The following is a 12782-nucleotide window of genomic DNA, read 5'->3' as shown; positions in this document are numbered from 1 at the left end:
ATTCGGACCGTCCCGTTTTTCATGAATCAGGCTTTTTTGAGCAGAAGATAGATGAAGTAAGGGGCTCCGATGAACGCGGCCACGGTTCCGGCCGGGATGCCGGCCGGATCGGCCATGTTGCGGCCGATCATGTCGGCCGCCATCAGCAGCACGCCGCCGGTAAGGATGGCGATCGGCAGCGACAGCTGGTTGCGCGGCCCGACAAGCGTCTTGGCGATATGCGGCGCCATCAGCCCGATGAAGGAAATGCCGCCGGTGACAGCGACCGAGGAGGCCGCCAAGGCGACGGCGGCGATGAGCAGCTTGACCCGCTCCCGGTTCACGGGCAGGCCGATGCCGACGGCTACCGTCTCGCTCAGCTCCAGCAGATTGAGCTGGTTGGCCTTGTAGAGAGTGAACGGAATCAGGATGACGAGCCAAGGCAGGAGAGCCCAGATGAAGATCCAGTCGGTTCCCCAGATGCTGCCCGCGAGCCATTTGGCGATGAAGTCCACCTTCTCGCGCGTGGCCGAAGAGATGATGACGACCATGATGCCGGAGAGGGACAGGGAAAATCCGACCCCGACCAGCACGAGCCGGACAGGCTGGAGGCCTTCTCCTCTTCGGTAGGAGAACAGGTAGATGAGCAGAGCCGTGACCATCGCGCTGGCGAAGGAGACGAACGTGATCAAGTACACGAACGAGCCGGGCTCGATGGGGGCGAACAGGAAGAAGAGCGCGACGCCGAGGCCGGCGCCGGTATTGATGCCGATAATGCCGGGATCCGCCAGATCGTTGCGGGTCACCCGCTGCAGGATGGCGCCGGAGAGGGCGAGGCCCATGCCGGCCAGGAACGTAATGAAGATTCTCGGGAGCCGGATCGAGAGGATCAGATCTTCCTTGACGGTTCCGTGGCCGAACAGCACCGGGAGCAGGCGCTTGTAGCCGAGGCTGGAGTAGCCCCATCCGGCGCTGATGAACATGACGGCTGCGGCGAGCGCGATCAGGACAGCGACGATGATGCGCTGCCTGCGGATAATCGAAGGGGCGATCATTGGAATGCACGCCCTCCTTTCTTCACGATCCAGAGGAAGAACGGCAGGCCGATCATGGCCACGATGGCCGTAATCGATGTTTCGTACGGAGCGTTGATCGTACGGCCGAGCGTATCGGCAACCAGCATGAGCGCTCCTCCTCCTGCAGCCGATATCGGGATGACGAACCGGTAGTCGGGTCCGACGATCTTTCTCGCGATATGCGGCACGAGCAGCCCGAGGAACGCCAGGTTGCCCACCAGGGCGACCGACGCGCCGGCCAGGATGATGACGACGACGTACAGCAGCATTTTGATCCGGGCGATGTTCTGGCCGAGCCCGGTCGCCACGTCCTCATTCAGGCTCATGATCGTCAGATGTCTGGAGAACAGCAGCGCCAGCACGATGCCGGCGGCGATGAAAGGCGTAATCGCGCCGAGCTGCTTCCAGGTCGTGCCGATGACGCCGCCGGAGTTCCACAGAGATACTTGCTGCGATATTTTGAAATAAAGGCCGACCGCCTCGGCGACCGCGTAGAGAAGAGCCGATACGGCCGCTCCCGCAAGCACGATGCGCAGAGGCGAGAAGCCGCCCTTCTGCACGGCCCCGATTCCGAAGACGACGAGCGCGCCGAAGGAGGCTCCGGCGAAGCAGCTCAGCATGATGCCGAAGTAGCCGGCCTGAGGGAACAAGGCGATCGTGATGGCCAGCATCGCGTTGGCTCCGGCCGTCAGTCCCAGCAGGCCCGGATCCGCGAGCGGATTGCGGGTCATTCCCTGCATGACGGCGCCGGATACGGCGAGCGCGGCTCCTACGGCAAGCGCGGCCAGCTCGCGGGGCAGGCGGAATTCGCGGATGAGCAGGATGTTTTTGCTCGTTTCGCTGGAGGTCATGGCCAGCCAAACTTCGCGGAAGCCGATGTCGGCCGCTCCGAGCAGCATCGAGGCGAGGAAGGCGGCGGCAAGGACAAGCAGGGAGGCGGCAAGCTTATACCCGAAGGGAAGCCTGCGGCGGATTGGACTGGACATCGATGATCATTCCTTTACCCGAAATAGAGGAAAGGAACTCCAGATAGAGTTCCTTCCGGCTTTCATTCGTTTCCGAGGAAATGCTGCTTGAAGAATTCAAGCTGGTATTCGAGCGAAACCGGGTCGTTGAAGTAGAATTCTTTGGCGTTGGCTTCGAACACCCGGTTGTTTTTGACGGCCGGAATGTTTTTGTACGTTGCGGATTCCTGGTAGGAGTTGTCGGTGTCCGGGTTTTTGCTGACGATCATATAATCGCCGGCGAATTCCGGGAGCACCTCGATCGACAAGGCGTAATAGCCTTCCTTGAGCGCGTTGTCGATGACCTTTTGCGGCATCTTCAGCTTCATTTCCTGGTAGAGGATCTCCGTTCCGCGTCCCCATGCGTCTCCGAATACGTAGATCTGCTTGTCGAAGTTCTCGGTGACCGAGACGGTCGCGTCCTCTCCGATCTTCGCCCGGATCTCCTCGCCGGCAGCCTTGGAGCGCGCTTTGAAGTCGTCGATCCAGGCCTGGGCTTCTTTTTCCTTGTTCAGCAGCTTGCCGATCTCCAGATGCTGGGTCAGGTAGTCGACCTTGTTGTAGGTGAACGTGACGGTAGGAGCGATTTCCTTGAGCTTGTCGATGTTCTTGTCCGTCGACGCCGCGATGATGAGATCGGGGTTCAGCTCCACGATCTTCTCCAGGCTGTCCGCGCTGACTTCCTGAGCGCCTGCTAGCTTATCCTGGAAGCGGGGATTGTCTTTGGACCAGCTGTCCACGCCGACCAGGTTGACCCCGAGCGCAATCACGTTGCCTGTATAGGAGGCGAGGACGACGACCCGCTGCGGATTGGCAGGCACTTCGACGGGACCATTTTCCGATTGATATGTAATCGTTCCTGTCGCTGCCGGCCCGGCCGCAGTTTCCGTTCCGGAGGCGGTGTTTTGAGCGGCTCCGGCGTTGGCGCTGCCTGTATTGGCGCTGCCTGCATTGCCGCTGCCTGCATTTTCCGAGGTTGTGCTGCCGCATGCGCTCAGGACAAGGACCAGGGCCAGCAGGGCAGGAACTAGAAGCTTTTTCAACTATGAACTCCCCTTTTTAATTGATAATGATTATCAGTATTAGTTCGTTTCCCACTATAAAACGAGCGGGAGGAGGTTGTCAATACGAAATAACGAGCATAAACAACCGATCGAGGCAGGACTGAAGTCCTTCTCCGGAAGTCCCAACGTTAACAGGGAGTTAATGAAAATCCTCATGTTCGTTAACTTTCCTCTGCTAGGATAGATGCGGAACTAGCATAAATTGGCATCATGCGGGGGCTGACGAGATGAAGAAGATAAGCGCGGTTGCAAGGTCCATGAAAATGAAGCTGGCGGCAAGCTTCCTCTTTATTGCCCTCTTTTTCCTGGCGGCGGTCCTTTATCAGGACGGCATGCAGGGCGGCGTCAGGAATTCCATGACGCAGCTGAAGACGGAGATGGAGAAGCGGATCACGACGGCCAAGATCAATCAGTTCCTGCAGGAAATGAACGCGGCCGAGAGCCAGCTGAAGCAGACGAGCGACACGGATACGGCCAAGCCGTTCGGGACGATGAGCGCGGCCCTGCACAAGGAGCTGGACAAGCTGTCGTTTCCGGAAGGAGGAACGGCTGCGGAGGATCTATCCAATCTGAAAAGCAAGGTCGGCGAGTACGAGAAGGATTTTGCCGGCATGGTCGAGGCTCTCGACGATCCCGACATGGATCCGCTCGCCGTCCTCGAAAAAGTCGATCAGCTCCATACGAAAGCGTCGGCGGAAAGCCAGAACATGCTCGACATCACCTCGCGGCTGGGAGCGGCAGCAGACCGGAACGCGCGGTCGGCCCAGGAGCGGTCGTTCGAGCTGCTCAGCCAGACATCGGATGCCGCCCTGTACGGACTCGGCATCGTCCTCCTGTTCACGGTTCTGGTCGCCTTCTTCCTGATCCGCTCGTTCGCCTCCTCGGTCAACCGGCTGCAGAAGGCGGTCGCGGCGCTGGCGGCCGGGGATATGCGCGTGCGGATCAATTCCCGCAGACGGGACGAGCTCGGCGAGCTTAGCCGGCACTTCGACGATATGGTGTCCAAGGTCCGCAGCATGCTGGGCCAGACGCGCGGAGTGGCCGCCTCGATGACGGACTACTCCGAGTCGTTCCGCTCCTCTGCCGGCGTGACGGCCAAGGCCAACGAGGACATTCTCGTTTCCATCGGGGAGATTTCCGCCGGTGCGCAGCAGCAGTCCGGATTGTCGGAGCACAGCGCCCTGCTTATCGGGCGGCTCGAGCATGAGCTCGATGAGATGCTGGAGGCGATGGACGCCGTCATGTCGGCAAGGAAGCAGTCCGGCGCCAATATCGGCAACGGGCTGTCGGCGATGGGAGAGCTGGGCGGTTCGGCGAGACGCTCCGGCGAATCGATCGAGGGGATGTACAGGCAGCTGGATACGTTGAGCCGCCAGTCGGAGGAAATTACCGGCGTGACGCGGCTGATCGCGCAGATATCGGCCCAGACGCAAATTCTGGCCTTGAATGCCTCTATCGAAGCGGCCCAAGCCGGCGTCCACGGCAGAGGCTTCGCCGTCATCGCGGAGGAGGTCCGCCAGCTGGCGTCCCAGACGAAGCAGTCGACCTTCCATATCGGTGGCTTGATCGAAAGGCTCCAGGAAGGGATGGCGAGCTTCCGGGAGTCCATGCTGGAGACGAAGCGCGGACTTGACGAGCAGGAAGGACAGGTCGCGGTCACGCTCGACGCCTTCGAATCCATCAGCCGTTCCATGGAAGACATCGGCACCCGCATCCATCATGTCCACGGCCAGGTGCAGCGCACGCGCAGCAGCAACGAGGAGCTGGCCGAAGCGGTCCGCAGCGTCGCCGCCATAGCCGGGCAGACCGCAGCGGGAGTGGAGCGGATGAGCGCCTTGAGCACGGAGCAGCATGAGGCGATCCGGGGAATCGCGGGCCAGGCGGGAGATATCCATGACCTGTCGGGCCGTCTGTTTGGGGAGATCAGCGTTTTCGTTCTTGAAGACGAGGATTCCCATTCTCAGTCGTAAATGAAAAAAAACGCCTTCGCAGGCGTTTTTTTGTTCTTATTTGGCGCCCGGAATCTCGACCTGGGGGTCGACATCCTGGTCGTAATCGACGCCTTCCGTCTCGAATCCGAACAGCTGGAAAAATTCGCGGCGGTAGCCTTCGAGATCCGTCAGGCTGTAGATGGAATCGGTGTCGACGCGGTTCCAGACGGCATCCACTTCCTCCTGCACGTCCGCTCGCAGCTCCCAGTCGTCGATGCGGATGCGGCCCTTCTCGTCGACCGGCGTGCCGGCCGGATGGTAGAGGCGGTCGGCGAAGAGGCGGTGGGACTGCTGGATCGTATTCTCGTGCAGGCCCTTCTCCTTCATGATCTTGTAGAGAGCCGAGACGTAGAGGGGAACGACGGGAATCGCCGAGCTCGACTGCGTCACGAGCGCCTTGCTGACCGAAACGTAAGCGCGGCCGCCGATCGGGGAGAGCTGATCTCCGAGGCGCAGCGCCGTCGCTTCCAGGTCGTCCTTGGCCTGCCCGATCGTGCCGTCGCGGTAGATGGCCTGCGTGATTTCCGAACCGATATAGGAATAGGCGATTGTCACCGCGCCTTCGGCGAGCAGGCCGGCAGCCTGCAGCCGGTCGATCCAGCGCTGCCAGTCGGCTCCGCCCATGACGGCTACCGTCTGGGCGATGTCGTCGCCTTCGGCCGGCTCGATCGTCACGTCGGTCACTTCGCCGGTATGGAAGTTGACGGTTTTGTTGCTGTAAGGAGCGCCGATCGGCTTCAGCACCGAGTTGAACGTCTCTCCCGTATCGGGATCGGTACGGCGGGGAGCCGCGACGCTGTAGACGACGAGATCCACCTGGCCGAATTCCTTGGCGATGGCGTCAAGGACGCGGTCCTTCGTCTCGTCGGTGAAGGCGTCTCCCGTCACGCTGATGGACTTCAGTCCAGCCTCGGCCGCCTTGCGCTCGAATGCGGCCGAGTTGTACCAGCCGGCGGACGCGGTGCGCTTGTCGGTAGCGGCGCTCGGGCGGAAGACGCCGATCGTGTCGGCGCCGGCTCCGAATGCGGCGGCGATGCGGGCAGACAGGCCATATCCGGTCGAAGCGCCGAGCACGAGCACGCGCTTGGGGCCTTCCCACTTCGGCTGGCTTTGTATGTAGTCGATCTGCTCCTGGACCTGTTTGGCGCAGCCTTCCGGATGGGCTGTCGTGCAGATGAAGCCGCGGGTTCTTGGTTTGATGATCATGGAACGCTTCCTCTCTGTGCCGATAATGAATACGGTCTATATTTTAACGAGTTTGGCGCCAAAAGGGAAACAAAAGGGCCGACGCCGTCATGACTTCCGTCCGGCATGGGCATTCTAAGCAGGCTTCGCTGCCTGGCTGGCCGCCTGCCAGTCCGGCTGTCTGCAGGCCGTGCCGCTGTCGGGCCGCCTGCCAGCGGAGCGGGTGCAGGTCCAGGCGAGAAAGGAGGCATGAGCCATGTCGCGCAACAAAAAGCATTCGTTCGAGGACAAGCAGAAAGGATACGCGGAGCGGAGCAAGGAAGCCGAGAACAATCTTGCCGCTTCCACGAACGAGAACAGGAACCAGAAAGGCCATGTGCCGAACAGCCCTTCGACAGGCTGACCGGGGCAAGCGCCAAGCGTGAATGGGGGCCGGACCGGGCGGAAGCCGGGTCCGGCTTTTTTGCAGGTTTGACGGCGGCTCCCCAAGGTAAAGTATGATAGGCAGGAACGCCGAAAGGGGAGGATGCAGGGTGAGATTCAAAGGAAAGACGGTCGTCGTGACCGGAGCCGGCTCCGGAATCGGACGTGCAGTCGCGCTGGGATACGCTGCGGAAGGCGCGGATGCCGTGCTTGTCGACCGAAATCGGGCCGGCGCCGATGAAACCGCGTCTCTGATCCGGGCAAGCGGAGGAAGCTGCTCGGCATGGACGGCCGATCTCGGCAAGCCTGAGGACATCGCCGCTTTGTTCGCAGGCATCAAGGAAAGGTATGGAAGAGTCGACATTCTGATCAACAATGCCGGCATCAGCGCCTTCAAGTCCATCTGGGAGCTGAAGGTGGAGGAATGGGACGAGGTGCTGAACAGCAACCTGCGCGGCACCTTCCTCTGCAGCCGCGCTGCGGCCCTCCTGATGAAGGAGGACGGCCGGGGAGGCTCCATCGTCAATATGGCCTCGACGCGCGCGTTCATGTCGGAGCCTTCCTCCGAAGCGTACGCCGCCTCCAAGGGAGGGATCCTGTCGCTTACGCACGCCTTGGCGTTGTCGCTCGGCGGGGAAGCCATCCGGGTCAATTCCGTGAGCCCGGGCTGGATCGAGACCGGCAGCACGGCCAAGCTGAGCGAAGCCGACCACAGGCAGCATCCGGCGGGAAGGGTAGGACGTCCGGAGGATGTCGTCCGGGCCTGCTTCTACTTGACCGATCCGGACAACGATTTCGTCACGGGTACGAATGTGACGGTCGACGGGGGCATGACCCGCAAAATGATCTACATCGAATAAGCGGCCGCACCCGTACCTGAATGCCGACGCGCAAGAAGTGGGGCCAGCAGGGGAGGCCGCTGAAAAAGCTGTCTTCTGCGTTCGCGGATCATTCTTCCGATCGCCGTTGTCCCCGAATTTCTCTGATCCTTGCCATTGTTGCGGTCGAAATCCGGTGACAAAGGCGACCCCATTCGTTTCTCCAGAACGATTCCGCGCCTTTCGCTTGTTTTTCAGCCGCCTCCAGCCGGGGGCGGCTTTTTTCTTTTCCCCGGGGACTAATTCGGCCCACTGCGATCCGCGGACAATGGCTGTAGCAGAGGGGCTCCAGGCTTCAGTGGATAAAGTTTCCGCCAGAGGGATAATCTAACCTCGAAAGAGGTGCGGAGATGAAAAAAACGAATTTGTTCGGCCTGCTGCCGGCTGTCATGATCCAAATCCTGTCTGTCGGCCTCGTCAACCATGTCCTCATCGTGCCTCTTATTCTGCACACCGCCAAGCGGGACAGCTGGATGTGTCCGGTGATCGCTTGGATCATCGCCGTTTTATGGGTCAGCTTTCCCGTATACGGCACGATGAAGCGGCTGAACGGATCCTTGAAGTCCATGCTGGAGAGGGTTATGGGCAGAGCCGGCTCCTGGACGCTCAAATTCCCGCTCGCCGTCATGCTGTTCGGAATTACGCTCAATACGCTGGTCGACACGATCTCATGGTCGAAGACGACCTACCTGCCCAAGACGCCGACCTGGGTCATTTCAAGCGCCATTATCCTCATTGTCTTGTATGCGGTTGGCACCGGCCTCCGGACGATCGCCTACGCCTCGGCCGTTCTGCTCCCGTTTGTCTTGCTTCTCGGAGACTTCGTCATGACGGCGAATCTGCCCCATAAGGACTATTCCTATCTGAAGCCGTATCTGGAGCATGGCTGGACTCCCGTGTGGTACGGGGCGCTGCTCAGCGTCTGCGCGCTGGTGGAGCTCTATACGCTCGTCCTCTATCAGCATCATCTGAAGAAAAAGTTCAAATGGATCCACATGTTCGTGCTGATGACGATCCTGTCGCTCCTGACGCTGGGGCCGCTGACGGGAGCCATTACCCAGTTCGGGCCGGTCGAAGCGGAGAAGATGAGGTACCCGGCCTTTTCCCAGTGGAGGCTCGTCCAGATCGGCAAGTTCATCGAGCATCTGGATTTCTTCGCCATTTACCAATGGATATCCGGAGCGATGATTCGGCTGTCGCTGTCGCTGTTCCTCATGGCCGACATGCTGTCCCTTCGTTCAAAGGGCAAAAAGTGGGGATTCGCGATCGTCCTGCTGGTCCTGCTCGTTCCTTTGTGTCAGGCAATCAGCGACAATATGGTGCTTTACCGTAAAATCATGATGTATTACTTTCCCATCGCGGGTGCTGCCGTCGTCGCCATCAGCATGATCATCTGGCTGCTGACGGTCATGGACGCGCGCAGCAGCGACAAGAAAACCTCTGCGGCCGGGATGCCAGCGGAAGGAAATGGAGGGCCGTCATGAGCCAGCAGACCCAGAATAGTGCCTATTCCCAAAGCAGGACGTCCTCGTCGTCTGCCGACGACGGGACTGCCGCAGCCTCCGGCTCCAAATGGACGCTGCGGCAGCTGCAGGAAAAGCTCGAAGGCTGCCAGGATGTCGTCCATATCGAGACCAGCTTCATTCTCGAAAACGGAGAGCACTTTCCCGCGACTTTATTCTACTGCACCCAGATGGTGGATACTTCCTTGCTCCAGCAGTCTCTGCTGCCCGCTCTCCAGACGGACGGAGGCAGGCTGAAGGAGGGCTCCGACACCAATCTCATGATGATCAGCGACGAGTCGGACGCCGGCCAGGATCTTTTTGAAATGCTGTTCAGCGGCGCCGTCCTGATCGTGCTGGACGAAGGGGCCAGAATCTACGCCTCCTTCATCGGGAACCTGACGGAGCGGCAGCCCGACGAATCCGTCATGGAGGTGTCGCTCAAAGGACCGAGGGACGGCTTTGTGGAAAGCGTCAACGTCAACATCAGCTTGGTCCGCCGCCGTCTCAAGACGCCTGATCTCCAGTGCGAGATCATGACGATCGGTTCCAGATCGGGAACCCAGGTCGCCCTGATGTATATGGCCAGTCTCGCGGACGAGGAGATGATCGCCGAAGCGAGGCGCAGGCTGCAGGAGATCGCGAAGAACGTCGTTTCCATCGACAGCAGCACCCAGATCGAATCCCTGATTTCCGACAAGCGCTTTACGCTGTTCCCTCTGACGACCTACACCGGCCGTCCCGATTATGCCGCCTCCTCGCTTATGTCGGGGCGGTTCATCGTCATCGTCAACGGCAATCCTGCGGTCATCATGGGGCCAACCGATCTGGCCTTCCTCGTCAAGTCTCCCGAAGATCTGCATATGCCTTATTTTTATGTTTCCTTAGAGAGGCTCTTGCGTTTCTTGGGGCTTTTTTTCAGCATCTTCCTGCCGGGCTTCTGGATCGCTCTCTGCTCCTTCAATACCGATCAGATTCCCTTCAACCTGCTCGCGACCATTTCCACGTCCCGGAACGGCCTCCCGGTATCGACCACCATGGAGATGTTCCTCATGCTGCTCATGTTCGAGCTGTTCCGGGAAGCAGGGGTCAGGCTCCCGCGGGCGGTCGGCCAGACCGTGTCGGTCGTAGGGGGGCTGATCGTCGGCAATGCGGCGATCGACGCCGGGCTCACTTCGCCCACGATGCTGGTCGTCGCGGCCGTGACGGCCGTGTCCACGTTCGCCCTTGTGAACCAGACGCTCAACGGGACGGTCACAGTGCTGCGGCTGCTCGTGCTGGTCATGGTCTCGTTCATGGGCATGCTCGGCTTTTTCCTCTCGATGTTCGCGATCGTCATCCACCTGTGCTCGCTGGAATCGTTCGGAAGGCCTTATATGGCTCCCCTCGCTACGATGAGGTTCAGGCTGATGCCGCAGGCATTCCTGCAGCTGCCTTGGGTCAAGCGGCGGAGAAAGGGAGGCCGATTCTGATGAGGGCCGTGCTGCTGCTTGCCGTGCTTGCCGCCTTGTCTCTGCTGACCGCTGGATGCTGGGATGAAGTCGACCTGACCGATCAAGGCTATGTGACGGCGCTGGGGATCGATTATGCGGACGGCCAGTACAGGATGACCGTGCAGCTCATGCAGATGAGCTCGGTCGCCAAATCCCAGGATCCGATGAGTACAAACGGGACTACCGTATGGGTCGGCAATGGAAAAGGAAAGACGATGCTCACCGCATTGGGCGATCTGCAGAAGTCGTCGCAGTTCGAGGTCAACCTGGACCATATGAAGGTGCTGGTCGTTCAAGAACGGGCGCTGTCCCGCATGGAGGATATCCTGGATGCCAACAACCGGCAAAGGGCTTCCCGGTACACTTCGCTCGTATTCGTCACTAGAGAGCCGTTCGAGAAGCTGTTCAACACCGACACCTTTTTCGGCCGCTCGCCTCTGCTGAGCATCATGTACAACCCCAAGATCCAGTTCAACCAAAACAGCCTGATCCGCCCGGTTACGATGCAGGAGCTTGTCAAGGCGATGGAAGAACCGGGGTTCACGGCGGTGCTTCCCGTCATCGGAACCAATGCCAGCGACTGGCAGGAATCGGAGAAGAAGCTTTTGGTCCAGCAGTATGAGGGCATCGTCCCCTTCTATCTGAAAAAAGCGAAGCCGTTCATGGATGTCGATGAAATCGGCGGCATGCGCTGGATCGATCCGACCTTCCAGCAGCATTATATCTACACCGGGTTGAATTCGGGCAAGGACGGAGGGCGGCAAGAGAATATCGCAACCTTGAACATCACTTCCTCCAAGCCTGCCTACCGTCTCGTGCAAGCGGGCCAGAATCCCGAGATCAAGCTGGATATCCGCGCGAAGGGCCATCTGATCGAGCTGACGGGCCCGATGACGGAGCGGGAAATATCCCGTCAGGTCGAACAGAAGATAAAGGCTGAAATCGAGCGGACGTTCGCGATCGGCTGCAGCAAGCACGTCGACATCCTGCAGCTGGAAGAATTCCTCTACCGGAATCACAACAAGCTGTGGAAGCAGCTGACCAAAGCCGGCGAATGGATCCCGATTCCCGGCGAGCTGAAGGTCGACGTTCATTTCGACCTGGTCCACACCGGCAAATTCGATCTGACCTGAGCCTGGCCAGCGGTAAAAAGGCGGACAACCATCGCATCCCCCTGTTATCGGCATAGGATAATCTATCAAATGCTGATAGAGGGGGGAGCAGGAATGAAAGATTCTTCCACGGGCTCGCTTGTTGCGATCATCGGCTCCATGATCGGGTTTGCGTTCGGCGCCTGGCATCAATCGCTGACGCTGCTGCTCGTCTGCATGGCGGTCGATTATATTTCCGGAATGGCGGCCTCGCTGAGCGAAGGCAGGCGTCTGAGCAGCCTCGTCGGCTGGTGGGGGCTGGCCCGCAAGGGACTGACGCTGCTCGTCATCCTCATCGCGCACCGGATAGACGAGCTTATGGGAGGCAACGCCGTCATGACGGCTGCGATCTTCTTTTATACGGGCAACGAGCTGTTGTCCATCACGGAGAATTACGGCCGGATCGGCTTGCCGCTGCCGGGAAGGATCAAGGCTTTCATTGAAATCTTCCGCAAAAAAGATTCATGATCGCCACGGAATGTTCATGAATCTGTCAAACATTTCGGGATAAAATAAAATTGAAAACGGTTAAAGCTTGTGATCATTTCCTGTTCTTAGGTATTATAGAAGCAGTCATGGTCAAATATGGGCATCTCATCTAAGCATGAAGGGGAGCAAGGAACGCATGAAATACGTAATGTCGACAATGCTGATTATCGCAGCCCTGCTGGGTCTGTACATGCTGACGCTCGGACTTCCGCTGCCTCCGAAGGACGAAAGCGCCGGACTGCCCGAGGGCGTCGAGCTGCTGAAGGTAACCGCATCGCAGGACTTCGTGTTCGACCAGAAGGAATACAAAGTCAAGGCCGGCCAGAAGTACAAGCTCGTCCTGCACAACAAGAGCGGCATGCACGGCCTTGCCATCGAGGACTTCGGCATCGACCTGCAAGGCGACAAGATGGAGCAGGAAGTTACCTTCGACAAGCCGGGCCGCTACAAAATGCACTGTTCCGTCATGTGCGGAACCGGACATGCGAACATGGTATCCGAGCTCGTCGTCGAGTAGCATGCAGATGGGAAAAGCGTTTCTCCTTAA

General features: G+C 59.4%; 12 protein-coding genes. 8 read left to right on the top strand and 4 right to left on the bottom strand.

What is annotated here, in order from left to right; all coding sequences use genetic code 11:
* Positions 1-26: 26 nt before the first annotated feature.
* The 3 genes from PHU01S_RS03005 to PHU01S_RS02995 form a co-directional block, all read right to left on the bottom strand.
* Complete coding sequence (locus tag PHU01S_RS03005; protein WP_127506048.1) at positions 27-1034, bottom strand: FecCD family ABC transporter permease; 1008 nt, start codon at positions 1032-1034, stop codon at positions 27-29.
* Positions 1031-2041 (bottom strand): FecCD family ABC transporter permease, encoded by a 1011-nt coding sequence (locus PHU01S_RS03000; protein ID WP_127506046.1) that lies wholly within the window; start codon positions 2039-2041, stop codon positions 1031-1033. Before PHU01S_RS03000 ends, PHU01S_RS03005 begins: the two co-directional genes overlap by 4 nt.
* A 62-nt stretch (positions 2042-2103) precedes the next feature.
* Positions 2104-3102 carry an ABC transporter substrate-binding protein gene (locus PHU01S_RS02995; RefSeq protein ID WP_127506044.1) on the bottom strand — a complete coding sequence of 333 codons (999 nt, stop codon included), beginning with the start codon at positions 3100-3102 and terminating at the stop codon, positions 2104-2106.
* Positions 3103-3350: 248 nt separating this feature from the next.
* Here PHU01S_RS02995 and PHU01S_RS02990 point away from each other — a divergent pair, with 248 nt between their 5' ends.
* Entirely contained in the window at positions 3351-5093 is a 1743-nt protein-coding gene (locus PHU01S_RS02990) for a methyl-accepting chemotaxis protein (protein ID WP_049867056.1), read from the top strand.
* Positions 5094-5129: 36 nt separating this feature from the next.
* On the opposite strand, the gene fabV is transcribed toward PHU01S_RS02990, so the two are convergent.
* On the bottom strand, positions 5130-6320 hold the full coding sequence (fabV, locus tag PHU01S_RS02985) for an enoyl-ACP reductase FabV (protein WP_048748156.1): 1191 nt from the start codon (positions 6318-6320) through the stop codon (positions 5130-5132).
* A 235-nt stretch (positions 6321-6555) separates the two neighbouring features.
* On the opposite strand from fabV, the gene PHU01S_RS25565 reads away from it, so the two are divergent.
* From PHU01S_RS25565 to PHU01S_RS02955, 7 genes are all read left to right on the top strand, one after another.
* Complete coding sequence (locus tag PHU01S_RS25565; protein WP_164762954.1) at positions 6556-6702, top strand: hypothetical protein; 147 nt, start codon at positions 6556-6558, stop codon at positions 6700-6702.
* A 94-nt stretch (positions 6703-6796) separates the two neighbouring features.
* Positions 6797-7582 carry an SDR family NAD(P)-dependent oxidoreductase gene (locus tag PHU01S_RS02980; RefSeq protein ID WP_127506042.1) on the top strand — a complete coding sequence of 262 codons (786 nt, stop codon included), beginning with the start codon at positions 6797-6799 and terminating at the stop codon, positions 7580-7582.
* A gap of 368 nt (positions 7583-7950) precedes the next feature.
* Entirely contained in the window at positions 7951-9084 is a 1134-nt protein-coding gene (locus PHU01S_RS02975; RefSeq protein ID WP_021880361.1) for a GerAB/ArcD/ProY family transporter, read from the top strand.
* A complete protein-coding gene (locus tag PHU01S_RS02970) occupies positions 9081-10574 on the top strand; it encodes a spore germination protein (protein ID WP_084781199.1) in 1494 nt (497 codons plus the stop codon). The genes PHU01S_RS02975 and PHU01S_RS02970 overlap by 4 nt, the downstream gene beginning before the upstream one ends.
* Positions 10574-11728, top strand: a complete 1155-nt coding sequence (locus PHU01S_RS02965) for a Ger(x)C family spore germination protein (RefSeq protein ID WP_127506040.1) — start codon at positions 10574-10576, stop codon at positions 11726-11728. Before PHU01S_RS02970 ends, PHU01S_RS02965 begins: the two co-directional genes overlap by 1 nt.
* Before the next feature lie 93 nt (positions 11729-11821).
* Complete coding sequence (locus tag PHU01S_RS02960) at positions 11822-12214, top strand: phage holin family protein (protein ID WP_049867060.1); 393 nt, start codon at positions 11822-11824, stop codon at positions 12212-12214.
* Between the two features lie 157 nt (positions 12215-12371).
* Positions 12372-12752 carry a cupredoxin domain-containing protein gene (locus tag PHU01S_RS02955; RefSeq protein WP_048748152.1) on the top strand — a complete coding sequence of 127 codons (381 nt, stop codon included), beginning with the start codon at positions 12372-12374 and terminating at the stop codon, positions 12750-12752.
* Positions 12753-12782: the final 30 nt, after the last annotated feature.

The organism is Paenibacillus humicus NBRC 102415 (assembly GCF_004000905.1).
GTDB classification, from domain to species: Bacteria; Bacillota; Bacilli; order Paenibacillales; family Paenibacillaceae; genus Paenibacillus_O; species Paenibacillus_O humicus.
Note: the sequence above shows the minus strand (reverse complement) of the source record. Positions and strands in the feature narration are given on the sequence as shown.

Coding starts and splice junctions, on each gene's coding strand:
- PHU01S_RS03005 (WP_127506048.1), bottom strand. CDS start 1,034: ATGATCGCCCCTTCGATTATCCGCAGGCAGCGCATCATCGTCGCTGTC.
- PHU01S_RS03000 (WP_127506046.1), bottom strand. CDS start 2,041: ATGTCCAGTCCAATCCGCCGCAGGCTTCCCTTCGGGTATAAGCTTGCC.
- PHU01S_RS02990 (WP_049867056.1), top strand. CDS start 3,351: ATGAAGAAGATAAGCGCGGTTGCAAGGTCCATGAAAATGAAGCTGGCG.
- fabV (WP_048748156.1), bottom strand. CDS start 6,320: ATGATCATCAAACCAAGAACCCGCGGCTTCATCTGCACGACAGCCCAT.
- PHU01S_RS25565 (WP_164762954.1), top strand. CDS start 6,556: ATGTCGCGCAACAAAAAGCATTCGTTCGAGGACAAGCAGAAAGGATAC.
- PHU01S_RS02980 (WP_127506042.1), top strand. CDS start 6,797: ATGATAGGCAGGAACGCCGAAAGGGGAGGATGCAGGGTGAGATTCAAA.
- PHU01S_RS02975 (WP_021880361.1), top strand. CDS start 7,951: ATGAAAAAAACGAATTTGTTCGGCCTGCTGCCGGCTGTCATGATCCAA.
- PHU01S_RS02970 (WP_084781199.1), top strand. CDS start 9,081: ATGAGCCAGCAGACCCAGAATAGTGCCTATTCCCAAAGCAGGACGTCC.
- PHU01S_RS02965 (WP_127506040.1), top strand. CDS start 10,574: ATGAGGGCCGTGCTGCTGCTTGCCGTGCTTGCCGCCTTGTCTCTGCTG.
- PHU01S_RS02960 (WP_049867060.1), top strand. CDS start 11,822: ATGAAAGATTCTTCCACGGGCTCGCTTGTTGCGATCATCGGCTCCATG.
- PHU01S_RS02955 (WP_048748152.1), top strand. CDS start 12,372: ATGAAATACGTAATGTCGACAATGCTGATTATCGCAGCCCTGCTGGGT.